Below are 23924 nucleotides of genomic sequence, written 5' to 3'. Positions count from 1 at the left end.
TCCTACGACACCTTCACCAAGGCCTCATGCTCCAACGGGCACGGCGATGGGCCTTTCTCGGAGGACCTTGGCTGAGGCTCGAATAGACTTCATCGATAAACTCTGCGGGACCCGAGGCTTACGCAGCTCAACGGCAAGGGGGTCCGGGGAATAGTTGAGCCACTTCGACCAATCGTCAACATTCGGGTACACCCGCAAGATCATGCGTCGTTCGCGTTCCGTAAGTCCTCCCCAGACGCCGAAGGTCATCCGCGATTGAAGCGCATCAGCAAGACATTCGAGGCGAACTGGACATTCCATGCAGCGCATCCGAACTTGCCTCTGCGCTGCCCCTTGTACGAATAGTGCATCGGGTTCTTTTTCTGCACACAATGCATACTCCACCCAGCTGTGGTCATCAATCATTGATTCCACCCTCTCCACATCTGCGGTCAACATTGACCTCCCTTTAAGAGACTACACATGAAATTCACATAAGTGAAATTGGGACTATCTCGATCCAATTGCCCCCTTGTCCTTGATATTCAAGGCATTGCCTGTCTTCCTCTGCCTTTCACCGCGCCGGGCACGTATCCTGTACCTATGGCTCAGTCGCATACACGCTTCGTTCGACCCGCACAGCTGGTGGCGCTTTTGCTGTCATTCTTGGCCGCATCCGCACTTATCGGCGTGGTCAGTGCTGGCGTCTTAGTGCCGGCCGTCGGAACCGGTGCAATCACAGCGAAGGCGGGGATGGAGATCTTCGATGAGATCCCAACCGACATCCAAGTCGTCTCCCCCGCGACCGAGTCCACGATGCTCGATACGAACGGCCAAGTGATTGCCCGTTTCTACGATAAGCAGCGCATTGTTATCCCCTCGGACAAAATCGCACCCGTCATGAAGAAGGCAATCGTCGCCATTGAAGACCGACGCTTCTTCGAACACCACGGTGTTGACCCCACGGGTATTGCCCGCGCAATGGTCAATAACCTCGGTGATGATGGCGGTAAGCAAGGCGCATCGACCATTACCCAGCAGTACGTGCGTAATGCTTTGGCTGAAAAGGGCTATATGGAAGGCGATGCCGACCAAGTCGAGGCCGCAACCGAGCAAACCACTGAACGTAAGCTTCGCGAAATCAAGTACGCCCTCGCCGTCGAAAAGCAGATGGACAAGGATCAAATCCTCACTGGCTACTTGAACATCGCTCCCTTCGGCCCCATCACCTACGGTGTCGAAGCCGCCTCCAAGCTTTACTTCTCCAAGTCCGCAAGCGAACTTTCCACTGGCGAGGCCGCCCTCCTCGCCGGCCTCGTGCAGTCCCCGGTGCAGTACAACCCCCTTCAGCATCCCGAGGCCGCGCAAGAACGCCGCGATACCGTGCTTTCCGTGATGGCTGACCAGGGCATCATCACCGAACAAGAAGAAGCAGAAGCAAAGGCCGTCAGTGTCTCCGACATGCTTCACCCCACGCAGATCCGTGAAGGCTGCTCGGGGGCAGGGGATGAGAACGCCTACTTCTGTTCCTATGCCGTGCGCCAATTCCTCGCCGATGAAGCCTTTGGGAAGACCTCTATTGAACGTGAGCGCCTGCTCAAGACCGGCGGTCTGACCATCCGCACGACCTTGGATCCCAAGAAGCAGCACGCGGCCTATGAATCCTTGACGAAGACCATTCCATCCAACGATGCTTCTGGTTTGGACGATGCCTTGGTCTCTCTAGTCCCCCAGACAGGCGAAGTTGTCGCCATGGCGCAGAACACCGTGTATGGCGTGGGTGAAGACGAAACCATGTCGAACTACGCGGCTGATGGTTCCTTCCAGGTTGGATCAACCTTCAAGGTCTTCGTCTTGGCCGAATGGTACAAGGAAGGTCGATCCGGCTACGAAACCATCGATGGGCGGACGAACTTCCCCAATGGGTCATTTAAGTGTGATGGCGAGCCCGTCCACACTGAAAGCTGGAACGTCGTCGACTTGGCGGGCAAGGACGGTGCTTTCAATGTCATCGGCGCAACCGGCCTTTCGGTGAACCACTCCTTCGTCAACATGGCCTCCAAGCTCAACTTCTGCAATATCTTCCAGGTAGCGGCCGATATGGGTATTGATGACGGAAACGGCGAACCGATCTTGGCCGTTCCCGGTAACATCTTGGGTTCTGCTTCTGCTTCGCCGCTGAACATGGCTCGTGCTTTCGCGACCTTCATCAACGATGGCAAGATGTGCCAGCCCTATTCGATCGCGAAGGTCACTGACCGCCAAGAGAACGTTCTTAAGGAAGGTTCTGCGAACTGCAAGCAGGTCATCGATTCCCAGGTCGCCCAAAAGGTCGCAACAACCCTGACGAAGTCGGCAAGCCAGTACTACACAGCTACGCGACTGTCGGGTGGTCGCCAATTCGCCGCTAAGTCTGGTACGACCGACTATTCGGCGAACACCTGGCTGACCGGATCGACCGCCGAGCTCACCACCGCGGCGTGGGTTGGCCACGGCAACGCCTCGACGACCCCGGTTCAAAACGTTCGCATTAACGGACGCTACTACTCGCAAATCTTCGGTGAAACCTTCGTTGGTCAAAACATTTGGGCGCCGTACATGAGCACGGCTCTAGAGGGAACACCCAACAAGCCCATGCCCAATGCAAACATTGGCGCGCCTCAGGCGGTCACGCGGGCAACTCAAGCACCTACTCCCAGCGCCACGCCCGCTGCTCCCCAGAACCAGGGAGAAGGAAACGGGCCTGGGGATGATGACGATGAAGGGGATGACTGACCGATGAGTACGCGTCGCCTCGCCACTAGCGCCTTCCGAGGCGTAGCTGCCCTTGCTTTGGGCGGTACTGCTGCTCTCGCCTGGGGGAGCGTCGAGCGACGCCGTCCCATAGTCCGTCACTTCGACGTTCCTTTATCTGCACTATCGACCCCCATGCTGCGTTCTCAGACCCGCATGGCGAAGGTGCTTCACTTTTCGGATCTTCACCTCTTCCCCGGCCAGGAATTCCTCATCGATTTCCTTCAGCAAGTTCGCGATACCGAGGAATTCGATTACGTCATTTCAACCGGGGATAACTTCGGAAGCCCCGATGCTCTTGGCGCGGTTATTCAGGCACATGAGATTTTTGCCGACTTCCCCGGCGCCTTCGTTTTCGGCTCAAATGACTACTACTCCCCCAAGCGCAAGAGCTGGACGCGCTACCTCAGGCCTCGGGGATCGGCGAAGGTGGACCGCGCGGTGGACTTGCCGTGGACGGAACTGGCTGCGCACCTGCGCTCGATGGGGTGGGCGGACCTCTCGAACGCCTCGGCGTATCTTCAGGCGGAAAACGAAAGGATCGCCGAGCCTGACCTCCCCATGGTGCTTCCCGCGCCCCTTGCCCTCCTTGGTGTTGACGATCCGCATATTAATCGTGATTCCATCAATGGCCTCTCGCAGCGTTGGCTCAGCCCCGATGCCATTCGTATCGGTGTCACTCATGCGCCCTACACGCGCATCCTCGATTCGATGACTCACTTGGGAACCGAATTGATTCTCGCTGGGCACACACACGGTGGCCAGATTGGTCTTCCGGGCGTGACCTCGCTGGTGACGAATTGCGATCTTCCCCGCGAGTTCGGCAAGGGATTGCACGTGTGGGAAACCGGAGTGAATGAGTGCTCGTGGTTGCATGTTTCGGCTGGCCTTGGAACCTCTCCCTACGCCAAGGTTCGGATTGCGACGCGCCCCGAAGTATCAATTCTGACGATTCACGACTGATTAGTAGAGCTTTCTCTCCGCTGAATCACGGTGATTGTGCCCTTTTGGCGCGCGCCGCGCATGTGAATTTGGCGCAGTAGCTTCAGGCGGCTATACTCATACGGTCACGGGGTGTGGCGCAGCTTGGTAGCGCGCTTCGTTCGGGACGAAGAGGCCGTGGGTTCAAATCCCGCCACCCCGACGTGATTCCCGCAGTATCTTTTGATGCTGCGGGTTTTTTCTTACCCGTTTACACAGTCCCAACTTCTTCGTTGTCCGCGCACGCCGAGCACTTGCCCTGATAGCGTGGCGCTATGAACGCTTCTCAACCAGCTCACCGCCCCTTCCTGGTGGCCGTCTGCCGTCCAGATGGCATTCTTGCGCGCGATGAACTGGCCTCGATGAAGGCTATCGGCAGTCTTGACGACCGTGATCTTCACGCTCTTCCCCTTGTCGATGAGGCATCACCTCACCCGGTGAGCGACATTGACCTTGAGCAGTACTCGGGCGTAATCATCACGGGTTCTCCCTTCGGATTCGAGCACCCGCACGAGAAGAAGACTGACGAACACCTGCGCGTAGAAGAACGAATTGATGCTCTTGCCGCCGTCCTCCTCAAGCGTGATTTCCCGACCTTTGGAATTTGCTTCGGCATCCAATCCCTTGCACGAGCTTCCGGGGCTCCCCTTGTTCAGGGGTTCTCCGAAGATCTCCAAGCTCCTGAGATCACTTTGACCGAGGCCGGGCGCGTAGATCCGCTCACCGGGGCTCTTCCCCCAAGCTTCTACGCATATACCGGGCATGCGGATGCCATCGGCGCCATTCCCACCGGCGCCGAGCTCTTGGCAACGGGCTCACGTTGCCACGTTCAGATCTTGCGTTGGGGCCACAATATCTACGGCACTCAATTCCATCCTGAAATTACGCGTGAAGGCATGCATCTTCGCATTGATACCTACGGGGACACCTACTATCCTGCGGAAGAAAAGCCTGCCGTTATCGCGCGCTGCGATGCGGCAGATACACAACCCGCCCACGACCTTCTGGCATCGTTTATCCACCGTTACAAGCGAGCCTGACGAGGGGGAGCTATGGCCATTTCTTTTGCTCAGTCCGAGCGTTCAACTTTGGGCGTGGAATGGGAACTCCAGCTGATCGATGTCGATTCAGAAGATCTACGCCAGTGTGCGGGAGCCATCCTCAGTGAGATTTCGGCCCGCTATCCCGACGACACTCTCATCCACGGTGAGATGCTGCGAAACACGATCGAGTTGGTCTCGCGCAAACAAACCCGAGTGAGGGACGCGATTGCAGATCTCAATGAGGGACTCGATCTCTTACGCCCCGTGACGTCTGCGCTTCGCGTGGACCTGACCGGCGCAGGTTCGCATCCCTTTGCAAATCCCGCCCATCAGCGTGTTTCCGACTCTGAGCGCTATGCAGAACTCGTGAATCGCACGCAGTTTTGGGGTCGCCAAATGCTGCTCTTCGGCACCCACGTCCACGTTGGGATCGAGGACCGCTCAAAGGTTCTTCCACTGCTTGGGTTCCTCGCAACCCACCTTGGCAGGCTCCAAGCACTCTCGGCCTCGTCGCCCTACTGGGCAAGCACGGACACGGGGTACTGCGACAACCGCGCGATGGTCTTCCAGCAGCTGCCTACCGCTGGAGTTCCGCAGCTCTTCACCAGGTGGGAAGAGCTTGAGGGCTATACCCAGGACATGAAGAAGACCGGAATCATCTCAAAGTTCGATGAGATCCGCTGGGATATTCGCCCCTCGCCCAGGCTTGGGACCCTCGAGGTTCGCGTATGCGACTCTGCCTCCAATGTCGCCGAAATTGGCGCGATCACTGCACTGATCCACTGCCTCGTCGAATATGGCTCACGCATCCTGGACCGCGGCGAAGAACTGCCGAGGACATCGCCGTGGTTCCTCGCGGAAAACAAGTGGCGCGCGGCGCGATATGGAATGGATGCCGTCCTCATCGAAGACATCCACGGCAACGAACGGCATATTGACGATCTTCTTGATGAGACCGTGCGCGAACTGGAGCCCATCGCTGACGATCTTCAGTGCCAAGAAGAACTCGACTTCATCCACACGCTGCGCAGTGTCGGCGTGGGTTACCAGCGCCAGAAAGCGGTCGCCGATGGCTCTGGCAGTCTCGAGGCCGTCGTCGCTCACTTGCGCGCTGAGACCGCAGCTGGACGCCCGCTCGCCCCGCAGGTGACTGCTGGGACCACGACGGAAGGGGCACGTTCGCCTCGTCCGGGAAACCGGAAGTAAACGCAGACAATGAAAGTGGGCGACGCAGCATTTCGCGCGCGTCGCCCACTTTTTCGTGCCCGCAAAGAGCGGGACTATTGGTGAGATCTAGGTCAGCCCTGCTTGCCGAAACGGCGGAAGAACATGGCCAAGAGTGCACCGGAAAGGTTGTGCCAAACCGAGAAGACTGCGCCGGGAAGCGCGGCCTCGGGGCTGAAGTACTTCGTTGCCAAGCCGGCTGCCAGACCCGAGTTCTGCATACCAACTTCGATTGCGGTCGTACGAGCTGCACGGTAATCGCCGCCCGAGATACGGCCTGCGAAGTATCCGAAGAAGTAGCCCAGCAGGTTGTGGAGGATGACCACGACGAAGACGATGAGTGCGGATTCCATGATCTTGTCGGCGGACTTGCCAACGACTGCTGCCAGCACGTAGGAGATGCCAAGGACCGAGATCCAGGGAAGAGCCGGGAGGATCTTTTCAACGTAGCGACCGGCAAGCATACGGACGACGATGCCTGCGACGACGGGGATCAGAACGATCTGAACAATTGCGAGCGCCATACTCTTTGCATCAACGGGCATGTACTGACCGGCCAGCCACTTGGTGAGAAGGGGGGTCATGAAGGGTGCCAGAAGAGTGGAAATCGATGTCATGGTCACCGAGAGTGCAACGTCACCCTTAGCCAAGTAAGAGATGACATTCGAGGCGGTTCCGCCCGGGGCGCAACCGACCAGGATGACGCCGGCTGCAATTGCCGGATCGAGGTGGAGCAGCTTGGCCAGAAGGAAGGCGACTCCAGGCATGATCACGTACTGCGCGATAACACCGACGATGACGGGCAGGGGGCGCTTCACGACAAGGGCAAAGTCGGGAAGGGTCAGGGTCAAGCCCATGCCGAACATGATGATGCCCAGGCCGATGTTCACACCCGAGGCGAGCTTTGCTGCATGGGTCGGGAAAATCAGACCCAGAGCGAATGCCGCAATAATGATGAGCGGAAATACGGTAACCGCAATGCGGGCAGAACGATCTTCTTGAGAAAGCTCGGGCTTAGCGGCAACCGAGGATGGGACGGTTTCTTCGCGTGTATCGTTTGTTGACATACCTATAACATTGCGCCGAGAATTCAGTTCGCGAAAATTTCATCTCAGAGCATGGGATATCGGTGAGCGCGGGCACATTTTCCGCACATTTCTTAGGTTTCCCTAAGTGAATACGCCCACTACACTGTTGCCCATGAATCAACGTGGCTCGAAGATGCGAAGCTTGGTCCGGCACGGGTGGCTCTCAAACGAACACGGCGCCTGGGTCATGACCGTTCTTCCGATCGCCGTCGGAATATGCACCGTCCATCCTCAGCCCATTCAATTCCTGCTCCTTGCAGCTTGGACCGCCGCCTATTGCAGCTTCCATGCCCTGAGCCTGTATTGGGCGGCCTCTCCCAAGCGACGCCGCACCTACCTTCCCGCCTTCCTCACCTGGGCGAGCATAGCTGTCGTGTGCGGGGTTCCGATTATTGTCATGCGCCCGCATGCCATCGCACGGATCATCATCCCCATCACCCTTTTTTGCGCAGTTGCAACTTACGAGGCCTTCCGCAAGCGCCGCCGCTCCATTGCCTCCCATGTGTCGAGCGTTCTTGCGAGTTCGTGCACCCTGCCCCTGTCGATCTGGATTACCTCAGAGGGCTATTCGCAGCACAAACTGTGGTGCGCAGCGGTAGCCGTCGCCGCCTACATGCTGGGGTCTATCGTCTATGTCCGCTCCCTCATCCGCGGGGCAAATAAGCTATCGGTGTATATCGTCTCCGTTGCCTGGCACTTGGCACTTGTGGTCGCATGCCTGATCGGAGTGCTCATGCATGTTCTTCCCGGCGGAGTACTTCTGGCTTTCGTCGTGATCGCCCTGCGCGCGATCCTTATCCCTGCACTGCGTAAGATCAAGCACCTCAAGATCCCTCCCCTGATCATCGGACTTGGGGAATACGTCTCCTGTGCCTGTCTCTTTTCGGCGGTCCTGGCAATCGTCGCCTAGTCGACTATTACCCGATCGGTGATAATGGGGCGTATGAACTTTATTCTGCGTCTCATTGGAACGGCGCTGGGCCTATGGGTCTCAGCTGCTCTTGTCCCGGGAATTACCATTGCGCGCGGTACGTCCATGACGGAAACCGTTGTCATTTTGGGGTTGATTGCACTGGTATTCACCGTCGTGAACTCCATTGTGCGGCCTCTCATTCAGATTCTTGCCTTCCCGCTCTACATCCTCACCTTCGGCCTTTTTGCCCTGATCACCAATGGCATTGGCTTCCTGGTGGCGGGATCGATTGCAGACTCCATGGGCCTGCCCTTCTCTGTGTCTGGCCTTGGTGCGGCCGTCATCGGTGCCATCATCACCGCTGTTGTCTCCTCGCTCTTTGGAGGACTCACGGGCGCTAAGAAGAAGTAACTCACCGGCGCCGTCTGGCCTTGAGCCACTCTCTTAAGAAACTCGGCGGGTATCAAAAATGTAGGAACGCGTGCGCGTCGCATCTGTGATACCCAGCCGAGTTCTTCTTTCCTCTTCCCAGCGATGCACGTCCTCGATATTGCGATAGCGGCCCGCGTCCGCCGATTCGCACTCTCGAATTGCTTCGGTGTAGGTCGCAATATCGTGAGCGGCAATGGGATTGTCCTGCCCTTGTTTTCTTTCTAAGTGCTCACTATCAAAATGCAGGGTCAATGCGTGGCCGCGATTAGCATTCGCTCCGCCGTCAAGTGCGGGGACAATGTCACGCGTGTTTTCCATATTCAGCATGGGAACACTTGAGTCGGGATGGAATCCCGCGACCGGCGAACCCGCGGTTAGCACCGAGGCAACGCGGTAGTGCGAGCGCACCTGCGGATCTGCGGCCAACTGTGCAGCAATAATGCCGCCTTGAGAGTGGCCCACAAATTCAACGGGCTCATCAGCCTTGATCCCCGCCATATCCATGGTAGTTTTCACTGCCCTGAGCTGGTCGGAATTGGATTGCCCAACTGCTTGAAGATTCGTCAGCATATCTTGGGGATTGTCTTCGCCCGGCCCCCACTTTTGCGTCCCTCTGATCATGACCGACCACGCTCGATGCTCCCTTCCATCACTGTCTACCGTCACGTGCTGAAGGATCTCAATCTGTCCCTCGTCTGCACTGGAGCGAAGTTGCCCGATACGTTCCAATGCCTCCGAGGCCTTCAACGGGGTTTCGACCTTCTCCAGCTTGGAACCCGCCTGGGGACGCGAAACCTGCGATTGAGGAGAGGAAGTATGCGGTGGATAAGCTGCTACAGCGTTAACGGCATAGACGACCGCGCCGAAAGAACCGCAATATTCCGTCGGGCGCCCTCCCTGCGCAACTCCCAAGAGTACTTGGCTTGTCGGCCCAGACGGCGCGTCATCGGGAAGGTTCTGCGCTGAAATCCTCACCCCCGAATGGCGACCAAACATCAACCATCCCATTGCTGCATACAGCGTTGACATCTGTGCAGCAGCATCTCGAGTGACCTCAACGTCCGAGCGCGATGAAGTCCCGTTGACCAGCCGAGATAGTTCAGCAACATCCATTTGTGTACGTAACCCCAAAGACGCATCTGATGGCTGGCGAACAAAAGACAGACCGTGGGCGCTGATAGTTGCTATCCCATGAAAGATGCCAAGCGGTGCGAAGAGGAAAGGGACATAAGGATTAACGTATTTCCCCACGCCTGCAATCTTTCGCGATGCTGTCAATCCTCCCGCCCACGAAAGCTCGCCCATACTGCCACCCAGCCTGCGCACGGTCTTCTGATAGGAAGCAGCGTCGGCCTCGGCAGCGGCATGGATGGACGCAACGTAAGCAAGCCTGTCCGCACAACTACCAATCTGCTCGCTCAGTTGTGCACCGAGGGCACACAAACGCTGCAAAACACCCCCACACTGATGTGCACACAACTCCTGATTGAGCGAATGCGCCGCGCCTAGCTGACTATCAAGGGCCTCGCGAATCCTTCGCAGGAATAGAACGTCGCCGACAAGCGCCTCGGTATCAATGCGCGTTGTATCCGAAGAAACCACCATCCATGACACGCACTGCCCGCTCATGTCTGACCTCCCAACGTCGCGCTCTCAATTTCGGCTAGGTCGCGCGCTTCGATTGCCAGCGCCGCCCACATCCGACAGTCGTTGCTAATCTGCTCAATTTCTGCGCGCGCCCCTTCGCTTCCCTGACCCGTCCACGAATCAAAAGAATGAGCACGCAGTTCTTCGCTGATTGCCACGCAATTGTCTTCAATCACCTTCAGTGACTGGCACACCGTAATGAACCACATGAGCTCAGCCTAAGAATGTCGACCCCACCCCCACAGAGCGCACCAAAAATCTGTGGAAAACGCCGATGGCATTGCATCCCTGTGGATAGACCTTCCCTCTGACGCGAGTGCCCGCGTGGCGCGATGGCGCAGGTCTGAGATGATTAAGACATGACATCGCAGCAGGAATCCATGTTTTCACCCGAGACCGGATATGCAGACTTGGCGGCCGCAGGCCAAGCTTTGTCGCCCCTCGATGGCCGCTATCGCCTGCACACTCAGGAACTGACCCAGTACCTGTCCGAAGCCGCGCTCAACCGCACCCGCATCTACGTTGAGATCGAATGGATGATTGAGCTACTTCGCCGCGGAGTCATTGCCCACGCGCCCCTGCTCTCTGACGCTGAAGTTGACTATTTGCGCGCACTTCCGCGGGAATTCAACGCTGATTCCATTGCCGAACTCGCCCACATCGAAGCCGAAACCCGCCACGATGTCAAGGCAGTTGAGTACTACATCGACAATCGACTTGAGGAGGCGCGCTCCCTCTTTGGTCCGGATACGGTCCTTCCCCAGCTGCGTCCTCTGGTTCACATCTTCGCAACCTCCGAAGACATCAATAACCTTGCACACGCGCTGAACATTCAAGCCGCAATCCGCCAGGTCTGGTTGCCGCGCGCACGTGGACTTCTCGCGCGCTTGCTTGAGCTTGCCGAGGCCGGCGCTGAAATCCCCATGCTTGCGCGAACGCACGGTCAGCCGGCAACTCCGGTCACGATCGGTAAGGAATTGGCTGTCTTTGTCTACCGACTTTCCCGCCAAATTTCGCGCATCGAAGACACTGAGTACCTGGGGAAGATGAACGGTGCGACGGGCACCTGGGCAGCGCACCGCGTTGCTTTGCCCACTGTCCCCTGGCCGCTCCTCACGAAGGACTTTGTTGAGCGCCTCGGGCTGTCGTGGAATCCGCTGACAACTCAGATTGAGTCCCATGACTGGCAAAGCGAGCTCTACAGCGATATTTCGCGCTTTGGCCGCATCGCTCACAACCTTGCAACGGATTGCTGGACCTACATCTCCATGGGCTACTTCCACCAAAAGTTGGGTGCTCAGGGGTCCACGGGTTCTTCGACGATGCCTCACAAGGTCAATCCGATTCGCTTCGAGAATGCTGAAGCTAACTTTGAGATCGCCTCGTCTCTTCTTGAAACGCTTGCGGCAACCCTGGTGACCTCGCGACTTCAGCGTGATCTCACGGATTCGTCAACCCAGCGCAATATTGGCGTTGCCCTTGGCCACTCTCTTGTCGCAATCGACAATTTGACCCGCGGCCTTGAGGGTATTGAGTTGAACGCCCAGGTGATGTCCGCCGAGCTCGATGAGCATTGGGAAGTGATTTCCGAGGCCATTCAGCAGGTGATGCGTCTTGCTTCCCTTGAGGGGCGTCAGGGGATGGAGAACCCTTATGAGCGCATGAAGGAGCTCACTCGCGGACACGATATCGACGCCACTCGCCTGCACGATTTCGTTGAATCGCTGGATCTTCCTCAGGACGCGAAAGACCGACTGATGGAACTGACTCCCGCGAGTTATACCGGGTATGCCCCGGACATGGTTGAGTGGATCAGCGCCGAGTAGAGTGACTTCCGGCTTGCTCAGGCGGGTGTCCATCCTCGATCGATAGCCGGGGCTCCGAGTCGTTCGAAGAGTTCTTCGGGGCGTACTTGGAGCGCAGAGTAGCCGAGGTCCTGCATATTGACTGTGTCTTCGCCGTTGACGCTCATGCGTCCTTGGATGCCAATTGGTGCAATTTCGGGGTTTTTCCACACGCTGCGCACCGCGGCCTCGAGGAGCTTTCGGGCAAATTCAACGCGATCATCATCTATAGGCTGCTTTGCTTCCATGTTGATCGAAAAGCTCACCATGGTCGGTTTGCCAAAACCTTCGTTGACCTGAACCTGGCAACTTGTGCACACCCATGGCTGCGCACTTTGTTCAAGCGTATCTTCAATCAAGGCTTGGAAACGCTCAGATCGCCCGCCTCGATCCGTCGGACGCAAGCGAGTGAGTGCTGCCCCCACCCCGAGGCTTGCCACGCCCAAAGCGGCAAGGCCGAGCCGGTTGGATACGCGAGGGAGTGAAATCTGCTCTGCTCGTTGCTGGACAATCCCAAGGATTCGCGCAATTGAACGATTCTGCGCCATCAGTTCCCCCCCGTGAGAATTGTTGTCACCATCAGTTGCGGTGTCCTGCGATTGAGTAGATTCAAGGACATTAACCCTTGCCCAGACACTTCCGTGCGGGTCATCGAGTTCTTGCCAAATGTCATAGATACGAACGCGCGTGGGTTCGCCATCATGGGGCAACATTTCTTGCAGTGCGCGGATTGCCTGTCCCACGCGGTCCCATCGCGTCACCTCTGACCTGCGCTCCAAACGGCCAACCGTTTCGGTGTAGGTCGACGAGGAGTGCGCATAGTACAGCGGTTGCATGCGCGGTTGATTGAGGTTCCGACCAACCATTACCCGGTGATCGCGGATACGTGCGCCAGCTCCATCAGTCGATGGGACGACATCTTGATCGTGTGCAACATCCACCATGACGACATCGGAACGCAGACATGCCCGGTGTCCCGGCGATCCGAGCCCTAAAATCCCCTGGACATTGACCCCGACATCTTCTGGGGGCAAGCTTCCCAGATTGACTGCAATGAGGCCGCCTTGCGAGTGGGCAACAATGATAATGGGCTCGCTTGCGTAGTCCGATGGATCAACGCCGTCTTCACTCATTGCCTGGTGAAGAGCGCGAATGATGCCCATTCGCATGGATGAGCTCAGCCCCAAAGCTTCGCGGATGTTGGTTTCCGTATCCGCGGGGTTAGGGGTCGATGGCGTATCAAAGTGGTTTGTCCCCGGGATCGACACCAACCAGCGCCGTTGCTCATCTTTGCCGACCCTGGTGATTTTGATCGATTGCCCGTACGTTCCCGCCCAGTACAGGTCATCAATGTCCGCAGCCATATCCTGAAGGGAGCGCGGAGCCCACAGGCGATGGGCCGAGGACTTGGGGTGTCCGGGATATTCGATGATATTCGACCCCATTTCAGAGTCAAAGTACTTGTCCGCGTGCGCGGCTCCACCCGTCATTTGTCCAAGGGATGTTCCCGCTATGAGCATCCCTGCCATCAGCGCCTCATAGCCATTGCGTGGTGTGACTTGAGCGAGGCGCTGGAGCTTCCCGCTTCGATCCCATCCCACGATCGCATCGAATGCGGCTGCCGCGTGAACGATGGCACCGGCTGTTCCGGCGATTGAGGCGAGCACACGTACGAAAAGAACATCAAGTCCGGGTTCGCGGAAGAAGATCGATTGAGATTGCTCCGATACTTCTTCGCCGAGGCGGTCAGATTGCATGCGCAGCCGGCTGCGGATATCCGTGGGGAGAAATCCCATTGCCGAGGCCGCACCAACCGCGAGCGCTGAAAGGAGCTTGGGGGCAAGTGGGATCAGTTTTGCGCGTAGGTAGAAGGAGGAGAGGGAGTGCGGGGCACGCCTGCGTGCGTAGTAGTTGCGATAGCGTCGCGTTTTCATGAGTCCCTCCTTCCCTTCACGATAGCCTAAACCCGCATGTGTGCAGGTGGGGATAGTTTGAGGTTACGCTACTGGATTCATACTCGTATCGACTGTTAGAATTTTCCAGAATGTTTCGCGCTTTTCCGCGAAATTTGGCAGCCCGTAGAAAGAAGACCTCCATGAAGCGTTCGTCATATCGCGTATTCGCACTGTGCAGTGTTCCCGTACTCGCCGGTGCGATTCTTGTCGGCGGCGGCAGTTTCCACAGTTCACAGGCATCTACTGATATCCCGATTTCGGTCTCGGGTGAGGTCTACACTCCCGGAAGCGACATCGTGACTCTGCCCGCCGATGTTGATCCCGCACAGCCTGCCGCCCTTGTCTGCCGTGGAGCTTCTCCCAAGGACAGCTACGCTATTGGCTTCCAGGGCGTTCTCGATATGACCAATGTGTGGACGAATTACGAAGACATGGCTACCTATGGCCGCCTCACGAATGCCGCTGCTTTCAATCGTTTGGTCATCACTGGTGAGTGGACGACCAGCATGACTGTTGACACGAATGATGTCGATATCGATACTTCCGCTTACACGGTCGAGGCAGTACAGAAGCAATTCGAGAAGGCCAATGCCGCAACTGGCGAGGCTTTCTCAAAGGCCATGCGCGTCCAGAGTGTTTCGGTCGTCAATGGAACCTTCTCTGCGACCTACCGCCTCATGCACCAAGATGCCAGCGGAAATTGGGTCGATGGAACCACTGCCGGCGCCTTGGAAGATGCTTCCATGCGCCCCAACAAGGTCTACTTCCCAAGCCTCGAAGGAAGCCTGACAGTTTCTCAAGCGCGTATGAATGCCTCGGCAAGCTCATCGATTCAGGCAACCTCTCCCAGCGTCACCGGTAGCTTGGATATTCCCGCCCTTGCCGGCGTTCCTTTCCTCGCTGGCATGCGCCCCGTGAACTTCACCAACGGTGTGGGTGCCCCTGTCACCATCGAGCTCAAGCAGCAACCCTCACTCACGGTCACCTACTCCTCCGATGATGCGGCACATGCGCTTCCCGCGGAGATCACCGCAATGGAATACACACAAGAAGGTGCGATCGGATCTGCTCCCGTCACTGACTTGCCTCGCCCGGCAAAGACTGTTGTCGACACCGCTGATATCCAGTGGGATTGGAAGGCAAACGCGGGCATGACTCGCACCCAGTCCGCCTGCGGTGGCGTCACCTACAACACGAAGTGGGCCCCGACCGTCAAGCAGACGTCTTCGCCCACTCCGGGTGCAACTTCTTCTCCGTCGATCCCCGCCGCGGCTCCCTCTGAGAACCCGAAGAGCCCTCTGGCACGTACGGGCGCAGCTGACTTCGTCCTTCCGCTGGGCGGCCTGCTCGCCCTCGCAGGTGTGGCCACCGTTGCTACGACGCGTCGGCGCGCATAACTGATTGCGCGCACGAGGCGCCAGCGGCCTCGGCGCCCAATAACCACGCTGTCCCCCCACTCCGGCACCGTTTCGGAGTGGGGGGACAGACATTTTCCTCTCTTGACGCACATACCCCCCGGGGGTATATTTCGAAGCACAAGGAGGACCACCATGGCTCACGGATACACCGAAGAAACCGAGCACTACCTCAAGCGACTGCGCAGAATCGAAGGCCAGCTCAGGGGCCTGCAACGCATGGTTGCAGAGGACACCTACTGCATTGATGTCCTCACGCAAATCTCTGCAGTGCAGTCCGCTCTGGACTCCGTCGCACTTGGCCTCCTTGAAGACCACATGAACCACTGCGTTCTTCACGCCGCCCAACACAGCGAGGAAGAAGGACGCGAAAAGATCCAAGAAGCCACAAAGGCAATCGCGCGACTGGTGAAGTCCTGAGCGCACACCACACGTTTTTCCCCATTTCCACCACCAAAGAAAGGCGCCATCATGGCACAGGAAATTGATCGCACTGTTGAGCTCTCCATCAACGGAATGACCTGCGGACACTGCGTCGCATCGGTTACCGAAGAACTCAAGGAGGTTCCCGGCGTTCTTGACGTCGAGGTCATCCTCAACTCCGGCGCAACCTCGAAGGCCACCGTCGTCACCAACACCGAACTCGACGACAACGCCCTGCGCGACGCTGTCTCCGAGGCCGGCTTCGAACTGGTCGGAATCGCCCGCGACTTCTGATCCTTAACCAACCGGGGGCACCGCACACGAGTGCCCCCGGATATCCCAAATACACATGACAGAATCGCTCATAATGACTACCGAAACTCACCGCGCATCAACTGAAACTGAAAGTGAACACTTGGGGGACGGACTGCTACGCCGCGCCGCGGACCTGCGCAACCGCTTCCTTGTGACTCTCCCCTTCACCGTCATCGTTCTGGGCCTGTCAATGGTTCCTGCCCTCCAGTTTTCGGGCTGGCAGTGGGTCGTTGCCTTCGCCTCACTGCCCGTCGTGATCTGGGGTGCGGCCCCCTTCCACCGCGCTGCCTTCCAGGCGGGCCGCCACGGCTCTTCCACCATGGATACCCTGGTCTCCCTCGGCGTGATCGCATCGAGCCTATGGTCGTGGTACGCCCTCGTTTTTGGTGGTGCAGGGATGCTTGGCATGCGCATGCACATGTCACTGATCCCCGCGCGCAGCCACGCAACGCACGCGGAAATCTACTTCGAGGGCGCCTGCGCGATCGTCACTTTCCTCCTTGCCGGTCGCCTGATGGAAGCACGCACCCGTTACCACTCCGGGGATGCCCTGCGCTCCCTTCTCGAACTCGGAGCGAAGGACGCAATCCTCGTTGAAGGAAGCGGCAGCGAGCGCACCTACCGCACCATTGCGGCCTCGGAACTTGCCGTGGGCGACCGCTTCCAGGTGCGCCCGGGAGACAAGATCGCCACCGACGGCATCGTCGAAGAGGGCACCAGCGCGCTGGATACCTCGCTGATGACGGGCGAATCTCTTCCTCGCGAAGTATCCCCCGGCAGTGCGGTGACCGGTGGAACCCTCAACACCTCGGGTGCCTTGATCGTCCGCGCAACCGCCGTTGGCTCTGGGACCCAGCTGGCGCACATTGGCCAGATGATCACTGAGGCCCAGGCAACCAAGGCCCCCGTCCAACGTCTTGCGGATCGTATTTCTTCGGTTTTCGTTCCGACGATCATTGCGCTTTCCCTACTGACTTTGGCGGGCTGGCTCCTTGCCGGATCTGGCGTTCAAAGCGCAATCACTGCTGCGGTTGCCGTGCTGGTTGTTGCCTGCCCCTGCGCGCTTGGTCTGGCCACTCCGACCGCCCTCCTTGTTGGTTCAGGTAAGGCCGCGCAGATGGGTATCCTCATTTCTTCCGCCGAGGTCCTTGAGCGTACGCGCAGTATCGACACAATCCTCCTTGATAAGACCGGCACTTTGACTAAGGGCACGATGTCATTGGAGTCCGTCATCCTTCCCGACGGAAGCGCAAATTCCCCTGATTCCCAGTCCAGCGAGGACGCACTGAGCGTGACCGCCTCGCTGGAGTCGGCCTCGGAGCACCCCATCGCCCGTGCGCTGACCGCCGCCGCCCGCGAGCGCGATCTTTCCTCGCACCCGGTTCGCGAGCTGCGCAACCACCCCGGACTTGGGGTTTCCGCGCTTGGCGAGGACGGTGCGCTTCTCCTGGCCGGCCGCGTGAGCTGGTTGCGTGAGCTGGGTATTCCCCTTCCCCCGTCCGCACTTTCCGCCATTTCCGAGGCCGAGGCCACGGGAGCGACCGTCGTGGCCAGTGCGCGCGTTGAGGGCTGGCAGGAAACTTCCTCCGCCGGTGATACGGCCTCGACGCAGGCTTCACAACCCGCAGATGAGGACGAGGACGGCGGAATCATCGTCGACATGGCAGTGGGCGGCATGACCTGTGCCTCCTGTGTCCGCAGGGTTGAGCGCAAGCTGGGCAAGCTCGATGGCGTTCATGCGCAGGTTAACCTGGCAACTGAGAGTGCTCGAATTACCCTCAAGCACGATTACAGTGACGCTGAGCTTGAAGAGGTCGTCAAGGCAGCGGGCTACGAGCCGCAGGTTCGTTCGCGTCGGCTTGCTTCCGCTCAAGCACCTGCCGCAACTCTCACTCCACAAACGCGTGAACTTCCCGAGCACCTCGATGGCGTACTTCTGGGTGCTTTCGTTGTGCGTGACACGGTGAAAGAGTCATCGAAGGATGCGATTGCCCAGCTCAAGGCCTTGGGGATTACTCCGACCTTGCTCACTGGTGATCACGAATCTGCAGCACGTTTTGTTGCCTCGCAGGTGGGGATTGACTCGGTTATTGCAGGAGTTCTTCCCGCAGATAAGCGCGATGCCGTGATGCGCCTTCAAGAAGAAGGCCACCAGGTAGCCATGGTGGGCGATGGCGTGAATGACGCGGCTGCTCTGGCACAGGCCTCGACTCAGGGTTTGGGTATTGCCATGGGTTCGGGCGCGGATAGCGCGATCGCCGTCGCAGATATGACGCTAGTGAGCTCAGATCCCACGATGGCTGCCGCCGCGATTCGTATTTCGCGTGCGACCCTCAAGGTCATCAAAGAGAACCTCTTCTGGGCGTTCTTCTACAACGTCATCATGATTCCGCTAGCGATCTTCGGGCTTCTCAACCCGATGCTCGCTTCCGCGGCGATGGCCATGTCCTCGGTGTGCGTTGTCCTCAACTCCATGAGGCTGCGTCGCGCGCACTGAAAAGTATCACTCTCATGCAGGTGCCCCCGCGAAAATCGCGGGGGCACCGTGTGTCTTGACTGATATGACGCTCAATCAATTCGCATGAACGTTTCTAGTTAACGCGCTGAGCGACCTGGAAGCCTCCCGAGTTGTAAATCAACTTATAGGTCGAACCAGGGTGTGCTCCCTGCGCATAGGACACAGCTTCAACGTTCTTCTGATCACCCCAGGCGGCACCGTGCTGATCAACAACCACGTAATCCACGGCAACACCCTTCGCGGATCCCACCCAGTAGACCTCATGATCGGGGATCAGGTAGGCAAGCAGAGTCAGGTCCGTTTCAACATTGGCGTTTTCCGGGATCAATGAATTGATCTCCTGAACCTGAGCCATCCTAGAGCTCACTGCTCCAAACCCGGGGTTCGTCATCTTCCACATGGGAAGCTGCGGGGCCGTGATGAGTGCGGCCGCACAGGGAATCGCCAAGGCAACCGTGGCGACGAAGGGACGCTGTCGACTGATCACCCAGCCCAGGCCTCGTGAAATATCAGATTGCTCGCGCTCACTCCACCTGCGATGAGCGTCCAAGAGAGCGCCCAGAAGGATCGGCACCAAAATTGCGTTGTAGTGCCAGTGCTTCCAATCCCAGTAGTAGTCGACGGAACCGAGGAAACGCCATGCGATGGTCGGTAGGATCACCCAGAACCAGGGCGAGGCGAGGCCAATAATCCCCGCACCCAAGACGGCCATGGCGATAACACCGAACTTTTGTGAGGGCCACAAGGCCCTTTCGATCAGGGTCACGTTTCCACGGCCCTGCGAGCCATCGAGGCTGTACGCCCAGGTTCCTGAAGCATTGAAAGCGGGCAGCAGGAGCTTAATCGTCACGACGAAAGCGATGACTCCGAAAGCCGCAAAAAACAGGGGGTACGCGAAGCTCTTGATTGAATCCCTGCCTCGCCACGACAGAATCAAGCCGATCATCATGATGGTGAGGCCAAGGTCTTCCTTAACCAGAACAAGCGGCGCAGACCATGCCATCGTTGCCACCCAACGGCCTTCAACGAAAGCGGCCGAGGCCCACGCAAGCATGGGGAGCGCGAAGGCAATTTCGTGGAATTGGGAGGAGACAGCGCCTTGGAAACCCCATGCGGTCACGTAGCCGATACCGATAATCGAGGCGAGGAGCCATCCTGCCTGCTTTGTCGCGAGGCGAACCAGCGGCCACGCTGAAACCGCAATCAAAAGATCTTGAACAACCAGCAGGGTCAATCCTGAGGGGAAGAAGCGATAGATCGGCCCCAAAAGCACCAAAATCGGGTGGAAGTGATCGCCCAGCAGGTTGTATCCGGGGCCTTTGACGGGAACGATCGGCGCCTGGAAGTGACTATAGGATTTCGCGGCTTCGGTGAAAATAGCCAGATCCCACGAGGGGACATCAAGCGAGCGCCACTGTCCCACAGAGAAAGTGATGTATAAGCAGGCACCGAGCAGGACCGACAGGGCCGCGGGAAGATAAGCCGAAAGCAGCTCTAAGGGGCGCCAACGGGTACCTTTTTCAGACATTAACTGACTTCTCCTGGATGTGATTGGGAAATCGGAGTGTGTTCGGGATCTGGGAAGGGAATGCCCACGCGCTGCGCCGAAACTGGAGTGCGATAGCGTCGACGGAGGCGAACCTTACGCAACGCAAGCATCGTCGAAGTCCACGCGACATCGGCTAGGCTCGCCGGCCGGTTCAAAGCGACCAGGCTATGGTCATCACCCGTGTGCTCAAAAGCGCAGGGCAATTCGATAGCGGTCATCCCCAAAGCGAGCAACCGGACCTTCATGTCCAGTTCTAGGCCGTAACCATTGGCAAAAGGCATGATCACGTTGAGCGCCTCGCGGGTGATACACAGCTGTTCGGACAGGGGCGCTTGAGAATCCCAACCCGTTTGGCGGCGAATCGTATTGTGTGCGAGGCGTTGCGCGGCGGTCTCTTTGCGCGCACTGCTCGGATCCTCGCTGCCAAGGCCCGCGGGAACGGCGCAGGCAAGGTCCGCACGGCCGCTGGAAATGGCCTCGACAAGGAAAGCCGCATCCACGGCGCTCTCCCCTAGGTCTCCCGAGAGGAAGAGGATGTGTCGACCGGGCGCATCAACGCGGTCACGCATTGCGGCAACCTTAACGCCCGTTTCGCGTGCCGAGGCCCGGCCTCGGGGAACGGAATGGCGGACGACAACCGCACCTGCTGCGCGTGCGTACTTTCCCGTCTCATCATCGGAACCATCATCGATGACGATGAGCAGGTCAACGCCCGGGATTGCTCGGCATGCGCGCACGGTCGAGGCGATCTGGCGGCCGACATTGTGGGCGCAGATGATCGCCGCGACCTTCTGGGAAGGTGAGGGTTCGACGGATTGAGCGGGAGTCACCCTGCTAGTTTATCCCGACCTTCCCCCGGGATCGGTTAGCGGATCGTCACCTGGCGCGAAACGAGGCCCTGGCGTGCGCGACGTTCGTCTGTACTCAGCGGGGTGGTGTCCTTCAGTGCCTTCTCAACGTTTTCTGCAAGAACCTTCGCTTCCGGGGCTACGTCTTCGGCCGAAGCGCCCTCAGCGAGCTCGAAAACCGGGATCGCCAGGCCGCATGCGCGGAACGCACCGACGAAGCGCGAACCTTCGCCCAAGCGCGCATTTCCTACCGCCTGCAAACGTGCCAGCGCATCAAAAAGCTTGTGCTCAGGAGCAGCAGACACGTAGCGGACGAAGTTGCGGTTCATTTCGCACCAGTACATGCCCTCGGTTCCGGGAACTGCAACGGTGGGAACGACGTCGGCGCGGTTCTGTTCGAGCGCGTCGCGCATTTCGGGGGTGAGTTCCTGATTCGGATCGAACCAGTAGCCGAAGTCGGCAGTGATCTCCATGTCGCTAAACGCCTTCGGATCAACAATGTCCTGGAGGCGAGGTGCGGGCTCACGCACATCAATATCGATGACGCCGTCAACACCGTCGGACTGTGCCTGAAGAGCAGCAAGGAGAGCAGCGGCAACGTCATGGGAGAGGTCGCCCGAGTTCGAGCGCGTCTGTAGTCCAACGAGGATGCGCCCATCGGGACGGATCATCGCAGGGTGGCCGTCGGGCAGAAGGGTGACGATGTCGAACTCTGCGCCACCGTGTTCTTCGGTGGTGCGCCCACTCAGCACTGCGCAGGGGATAATTTCGCGCATTGCGACCAGTTCAACCTCGTTGGGTAGCCCTTCGAAGGGGCGTTCCACGAAGGGGATCGGGGGGCGGTATGCCGGTTGATCCGCGCTGACGACTACTTTTTTACGACGTGAGGCTTTTCCCATGGGGCTATCGTAGCGGTTTTCTTCCCCTTCACGAGGCCGTGGCTCGCTGAGGTGGGTAGCTATCTTTTGGTCGTCACTTCCCCACCCGAAACGCCTGCGTCATGCGGATTCGGCGCGGTCGCCTCGATGATGAGGGACTGAAGAGTGCCGATCAGGGAAAGTTCTTCGTTCGTTAGAGCTTCGCTTGCGCCTCGTTCAATGAAAGTGAGTACGACGGAAGCGTAGATATCGGAAGCCAGGGGAAGGAGGGATTCCTTGATACGGCCGCGTGCCCACTGGTCAAAAACCGTACGACACATGTTCGCGATCTGTGCGCTCAGGTCTCCTTCAGCCCCACGACGCAACGAAAGGAGCGTCTTGAGCTCGCGGCCATTTTGTGCGTAGAAATTTGCGAGGTCGTGGCGGAGTTTTTCGGGATCGCTCATTCGAGTGTCCTGCAACCACAGGCCTTTGATCGCCGGAGTCATTTGCCTGATGAAAAGTGTGACAACTTCTGTAAGGACGGCATCTTTGTCGACATAGTGGTCATAAAACGTTGTTCGTGAAACCAATGACGCGGTGCATATATCGGTCACAGTGACCTTGTCGTAGGGTTTGTTTTCACAAACGGCAAGGAAGCCTGCGCGGATCGCTCGACGAGTCTTTCGGATACGGAGATCCGTATTTTCATCACTCGCGTCAACTTCATTCAAGGACATGATGATCCGATCATTTTTCGCGTCATTTCATAGTTATCCTACCGTTTAAGGACAACGTGTTCATATCGAACATATTGTTAGATTTTGTGCGTTTTATGCTGCGATTACACGATATAGGCTGCTTTCATGTTCGTTAAGTACACCGGTAATCGCCAATTCGATCTGCAACTCAACCGCGTATTTGATCCGCTCCTAAACCGAGAAGGAATGGATGCCGTCTCCACAGATCTCTTGCCTCGCATCAAGTCCACTCACGACATCACAAGGCTAGCGCTCCAATCGGCCCAGCATTTCGACAAAGTGGACGACGCAGATGCAGCGTGGCGCCTCTATGAACTTGCCGCCTTCTACCTGCCAAGAAATGATCCACACAAACAAGAGTTTATTGACTCGATGTCACATCGTTTCGATTGCGCCTATGCAGATCAAGGTTTCACTCGCCACAAGATCCCCTATGGCGGTGGCGAACTAACAGCAATGCGTTGGCAAGCCGACTCGATGGATCGAAAGACCGTCGGCGCGAATAGCCCTCGCACCCTCATCATGATGAATGGTTTCGACGGTTACGCCGAAGAAATCATGAGCTTTGCTATGCACTTTCCCACTCGCCCCTTCGACATCATCGTCTTCGACGGACCAGGACAGGGGCATACGGCACTGGCAGGAATGCCTTTGGAACCACAGTGGGAGCGCCCAACTGCCGCGGTCTTAGACTTCTTCGGAATTGAAAGTGCTGCTGCACTGGGAGTTTCTTTTGGCGGTTACCTAGTCATGCGCGCTGCGGCATACACCCCACGTATTAGCCACGTCATTGCATTCGACATGATGTACCGCCTTCTGGACGGGCTAACGATGCCGCTACCTCGCGCACTGCGTCCAGCAATTGATGGATTCATCGATAGATCAGAGCCTGAATGGCTCATCAACACAAGTATGAATGTTTTGCCCCACATGAATGCCGACCTAGCATGGAAGCTTCAGCAGGCGCGTGATCTCACCGGTTTACGTGTGCCAACCGATGTCTTAAGGGCAATGGGAGCTTTCACTATGGCCCCATTGGAAGGAAGGATCAACCAGCACTGCCTCGTCATGGCCGGGGATTCTGATCAGTACGTGCCCTTTGAACGCTTAGAGGATGTGCGTCGAGCACTACGAAATGCCGCAAGCCTTGAGATCCGGGAGTTCCATGCCGTGGATGACCCGGATATGGCTGAGCATTGCCAACTTGGTGATCTTGACCAAGCTTTCGCGATTATGGGTGATTGGCTCACCGCGACCCCGAACTGTGCGACTAATGATGATTCGTCTGTCTAAATACCCATTTTTCGATAAAATTTATCAAATTAAGGTCTATAAGATA

21 protein-coding genes and 1 tRNA gene are annotated in these 23924 nt (G+C 57.8%); 13 read left to right on the top strand and 9 right to left on the bottom strand.

All coding sequences use genetic code 11. The features are described from left to right. Positions 1 to 24: 24 nt before the first annotated feature. Complete coding sequence (locus HMPREF1627_RS03215) at positions 25 to 405, bottom strand: WhiB family transcriptional regulator (RefSeq protein WP_106406413.1); 381 nt, start codon at positions 403 to 405, stop codon at positions 25 to 27. Positions 406 to 582: 177 nt separating this feature from the next. Between HMPREF1627_RS03215 and HMPREF1627_RS03210 the strand changes: the two genes are divergently transcribed. The 5 genes from HMPREF1627_RS03210 to HMPREF1627_RS03190 all read left to right on the top strand — a co-directional run bounded on the left by HMPREF1627_RS03210 (position 583) and on the right by HMPREF1627_RS03190 (position 6002). Continuing rightward, complete coding sequence (locus HMPREF1627_RS03210; protein ID WP_034501180.1) at positions 583 to 2754, top strand: transglycosylase domain-containing protein; 2172 nt, start codon at positions 583 to 585, stop codon at positions 2752 to 2754. A gap of 3 nt (positions 2755 to 2757) precedes the next feature. Then, entirely contained in the window at positions 2758 to 3735 is a 978-nt protein-coding gene (locus HMPREF1627_RS03205; RefSeq protein WP_034501068.1) for a metallophosphoesterase, read from the top strand. Between the two features lie 107 nt (positions 3736 to 3842). Further along, positions 3843 to 3916: transfer RNA gene (locus HMPREF1627_RS03200), tRNA-Pro, on the top strand. A gap of 112 nt (positions 3917 to 4028) precedes the next feature. After that, positions 4029 to 4793 carry a glutamine amidotransferase-related protein gene (locus tag HMPREF1627_RS03195; RefSeq protein ID WP_034501066.1) on the top strand — a complete coding sequence of 255 codons (765 nt, stop codon included), beginning with the start codon at positions 4029 to 4031 and terminating at the stop codon, positions 4791 to 4793. Positions 4794 to 4805: 12 nt separating this feature from the next. Next, positions 4806 to 6002, top strand: a complete 1197-nt coding sequence (locus HMPREF1627_RS03190; RefSeq protein ID WP_034501063.1) for a glutamate--cysteine ligase — start codon at positions 4806 to 4808, stop codon at positions 6000 to 6002. Positions 6003 to 6094: 92 nt separating this feature from the next. Here the strand turns inward: HMPREF1627_RS03190 and HMPREF1627_RS03185 are convergent, their stop codons facing one another. Next, on the bottom strand, positions 6095 to 7087 hold the full coding sequence (locus tag HMPREF1627_RS03185) for a bile acid:sodium symporter family protein (protein WP_034501061.1): 993 nt from the start codon (positions 7085 to 7087) through the stop codon (positions 6095 to 6097). A gap of 133 nt (positions 7088 to 7220) precedes the next feature. Between HMPREF1627_RS03185 and HMPREF1627_RS03180 the strand changes: the two genes are divergently transcribed. After that, positions 7221 to 8018, top strand: a complete 798-nt coding sequence (locus HMPREF1627_RS03180; RefSeq protein ID WP_234305226.1) for a YwiC-like family protein — start codon at positions 7221 to 7223, stop codon at positions 8016 to 8018. 33 nt (positions 8019 to 8051) lie between these two features. After that, positions 8052 to 8432 (top strand): phage holin family protein, encoded by a 381-nt coding sequence (locus tag HMPREF1627_RS03175; protein ID WP_034501057.1) that lies wholly within the window; start codon positions 8052 to 8054, stop codon positions 8430 to 8432. 33 nt (positions 8433 to 8465) lie between these two features. Here the strand turns inward: HMPREF1627_RS03175 and HMPREF1627_RS03170 are convergent, their stop codons facing one another. Together HMPREF1627_RS03170 and HMPREF1627_RS03165 are read right to left on the bottom strand one after the other, a co-directional pair. Then, positions 8466 to 10082 carry a hypothetical protein gene (locus tag HMPREF1627_RS03170; RefSeq protein ID WP_034501054.1) on the bottom strand — a complete coding sequence of 539 codons (1617 nt, stop codon included), beginning with the start codon at positions 10080 to 10082 and terminating at the stop codon, positions 8466 to 8468. Next, complete coding sequence (locus HMPREF1627_RS03165) at positions 10079 to 10309, bottom strand: hypothetical protein (RefSeq protein ID WP_034501051.1); 231 nt, start codon at positions 10307 to 10309, stop codon at positions 10079 to 10081. Before HMPREF1627_RS03165 ends, HMPREF1627_RS03170 begins: the two co-directional genes overlap by 4 nt. A 150-nt stretch (positions 10310 to 10459) precedes the next feature. On the opposite strand from HMPREF1627_RS03165, the gene purB reads away from it, so the two are divergent. After that, on the top strand, positions 10460 to 11926 hold the full coding sequence (gene purB / locus HMPREF1627_RS03160) for an adenylosuccinate lyase (RefSeq protein ID WP_034501049.1): 1467 nt from the start codon (positions 10460 to 10462) through the stop codon (positions 11924 to 11926). 17 nt (positions 11927 to 11943) lie between these two features. On the opposite strand, the gene HMPREF1627_RS10755 is transcribed toward purB, so the two are convergent. Further along, entirely contained in the window at positions 11944 to 13878 is a 1935-nt protein-coding gene (locus HMPREF1627_RS10755) for a hypothetical protein (protein WP_234305225.1), read from the bottom strand. A gap of 161 nt (positions 13879 to 14039) precedes the next feature. Here HMPREF1627_RS10755 and HMPREF1627_RS03145 point away from each other — a divergent pair, with 161 nt between their 5' ends. The 4 genes from HMPREF1627_RS03145 (at position 14040) to HMPREF1627_RS03130 (ending at position 18549) form a co-directional block, all read left to right on the top strand. Continuing rightward, positions 14040 to 15296, top strand: coding sequence for a hypothetical protein (locus tag HMPREF1627_RS03145; protein WP_034501047.1), 1257 nt, complete (start codon positions 14040 to 14042; stop codon positions 15294 to 15296). Positions 15297 to 15449: 153 nt separating this feature from the next. Further along, entirely contained in the window at positions 15450 to 15734 is a 285-nt protein-coding gene (locus tag HMPREF1627_RS03140; protein WP_019126729.1) for a metal-sensitive transcriptional regulator, read from the top strand. A 51-nt stretch (positions 15735 to 15785) separates the two neighbouring features. Beyond that, positions 15786 to 16031 (top strand): heavy-metal-associated domain-containing protein, encoded by a 246-nt coding sequence (locus HMPREF1627_RS03135; RefSeq protein WP_034501046.1) that lies wholly within the window; start codon positions 15786 to 15788, stop codon positions 16029 to 16031. Positions 16032 to 16104: 73 nt separating this feature from the next. Continuing rightward, positions 16105 to 18549, top strand: a complete 2445-nt coding sequence (locus HMPREF1627_RS03130) for an HAD-IC family P-type ATPase (RefSeq protein WP_034501045.1) — start codon at positions 16105 to 16107, stop codon at positions 18547 to 18549. A 94-nt stretch (positions 18550 to 18643) separates the two neighbouring features. Here HMPREF1627_RS03130 and HMPREF1627_RS03125 read toward each other — a convergent pair whose 3' ends face one another. Genes HMPREF1627_RS03125 through HMPREF1627_RS03110 form a run of 4 tightly spaced genes read right to left on the bottom strand, consistent with a single transcriptional unit; the run spans position 18644 to position 22564 of the window. Then, a complete protein-coding gene (locus HMPREF1627_RS03125) occupies positions 18644 to 20098 on the bottom strand; it encodes a DUF2079 domain-containing protein (RefSeq protein ID WP_034501043.1) in 1455 nt (484 codons plus the stop codon). Beyond that, positions 20098 to 20949 (bottom strand): glycosyltransferase family 2 protein, encoded by an 852-nt coding sequence (locus HMPREF1627_RS03120; protein ID WP_034501041.1) that lies wholly within the window; start codon positions 20947 to 20949, stop codon positions 20098 to 20100. Before HMPREF1627_RS03120 ends, HMPREF1627_RS03125 begins: the two co-directional genes overlap by 1 nt. A 35-nt stretch (positions 20950 to 20984) precedes the next feature. After that, positions 20985 to 21866, bottom strand: coding sequence for a DUF5926 family protein (locus HMPREF1627_RS03115; RefSeq protein WP_034501039.1), 882 nt, complete (start codon positions 21864 to 21866; stop codon positions 20985 to 20987). Positions 21867 to 21925: 59 nt separating this feature from the next. Continuing rightward, positions 21926 to 22564 carry a TetR/AcrR family transcriptional regulator gene (locus tag HMPREF1627_RS03110; RefSeq protein WP_052040811.1) on the bottom strand — a complete coding sequence of 213 codons (639 nt, stop codon included), beginning with the start codon at positions 22562 to 22564 and terminating at the stop codon, positions 21926 to 21928. A gap of 126 nt (positions 22565 to 22690) precedes the next feature. On the opposite strand from HMPREF1627_RS03110, the gene HMPREF1627_RS03105 reads away from it, so the two are divergent. After that, positions 22691 to 23878 (top strand): alpha/beta fold hydrolase, encoded by a 1188-nt coding sequence (locus HMPREF1627_RS03105; protein WP_034501037.1) that lies wholly within the window; start codon positions 22691 to 22693, stop codon positions 23876 to 23878. The last annotated feature ends 46 nt before the right edge of the window (positions 23879 to 23924 follow it).

It is taken from the genome of Actinomyces sp. S6-Spd3 (assembly GCF_000758755.1).
Classification (GTDB): domain Bacteria; phylum Actinomycetota; class Actinomycetes; order Actinomycetales; family Actinomycetaceae; genus Pauljensenia.
This window is presented reverse-complemented; position numbering and strand designations above follow the sequence as displayed.

Bases quoted from the DNA above. Each gene is read 5' to 3' on its own strand.
- HMPREF1627_RS03215 (WP_106406413.1), bottom strand. From the start codon at position 405: ATGATTGATGACCACAGCTGGGTGGAGTATGCATTGTGTGCAGAAAAA.
- HMPREF1627_RS03210 (WP_034501180.1), top strand. From the start codon at position 583: ATGGCTCAGTCGCATACACGCTTCGTTCGACCCGCACAGCTGGTGGCG.
- HMPREF1627_RS03205 (WP_034501068.1), top strand. From the start codon at position 2,758: ATGAGTACGCGTCGCCTCGCCACTAGCGCCTTCCGAGGCGTAGCTGCC.
- HMPREF1627_RS03195 (WP_034501066.1), top strand. From the start codon at position 4,029: ATGAACGCTTCTCAACCAGCTCACCGCCCCTTCCTGGTGGCCGTCTGC.
- HMPREF1627_RS03190 (WP_034501063.1), top strand. From the start codon at position 4,806: ATGGCCATTTCTTTTGCTCAGTCCGAGCGTTCAACTTTGGGCGTGGAA.
- HMPREF1627_RS03185 (WP_034501061.1), bottom strand. From the start codon at position 7,087: ATGTCAACAAACGATACACGCGAAGAAACCGTCCCATCCTCGGTTGCC.
- HMPREF1627_RS03180 (WP_234305226.1), top strand. From the start codon at position 7,221: ATGAATCAACGTGGCTCGAAGATGCGAAGCTTGGTCCGGCACGGGTGG.
- HMPREF1627_RS03175 (WP_034501057.1), top strand. From the start codon at position 8,052: ATGAACTTTATTCTGCGTCTCATTGGAACGGCGCTGGGCCTATGGGTC.
- HMPREF1627_RS03170 (WP_034501054.1), bottom strand. From the start codon at position 10,082: ATGAGCGGGCAGTGCGTGTCATGGATGGTGGTTTCTTCGGATACAACG.
- HMPREF1627_RS03165 (WP_034501051.1), bottom strand. From the start codon at position 10,309: ATGTGGTTCATTACGGTGTGCCAGTCACTGAAGGTGATTGAAGACAAT.
- purB (WP_034501049.1), top strand. From the start codon at position 10,460: ATGACATCGCAGCAGGAATCCATGTTTTCACCCGAGACCGGATATGCA.
- HMPREF1627_RS10755 (WP_234305225.1), bottom strand. From the start codon at position 13,878: ATGAAAACGCGACGCTATCGCAACTACTACGCACGCAGGCGTGCCCCG.
- HMPREF1627_RS03145 (WP_034501047.1), top strand. From the start codon at position 14,040: ATGAAGCGTTCGTCATATCGCGTATTCGCACTGTGCAGTGTTCCCGTA.
- HMPREF1627_RS03140 (WP_019126729.1), top strand. From the start codon at position 15,450: ATGGCTCACGGATACACCGAAGAAACCGAGCACTACCTCAAGCGACTG.
- HMPREF1627_RS03135 (WP_034501046.1), top strand. From the start codon at position 15,786: ATGGCACAGGAAATTGATCGCACTGTTGAGCTCTCCATCAACGGAATG.
- HMPREF1627_RS03130 (WP_034501045.1), top strand. From the start codon at position 16,105: ATGACTACCGAAACTCACCGCGCATCAACTGAAACTGAAAGTGAACAC.
- HMPREF1627_RS03125 (WP_034501043.1), bottom strand. From the start codon at position 20,098: ATGTCTGAAAAAGGTACCCGTTGGCGCCCCTTAGAGCTGCTTTCGGCT.
- HMPREF1627_RS03115 (WP_034501039.1), bottom strand. From the start codon at position 21,866: ATGGGAAAAGCCTCACGTCGTAAAAAAGTAGTCGTCAGCGCGGATCAA.
- HMPREF1627_RS03110 (WP_052040811.1), bottom strand. From the start codon at position 22,564: ATGTCCTTGAATGAAGTTGACGCGAGTGATGAAAATACGGATCTCCGT.
- HMPREF1627_RS03105 (WP_034501037.1), top strand. From the start codon at position 22,691: ATGTTCGTTAAGTACACCGGTAATCGCCAATTCGATCTGCAACTCAAC.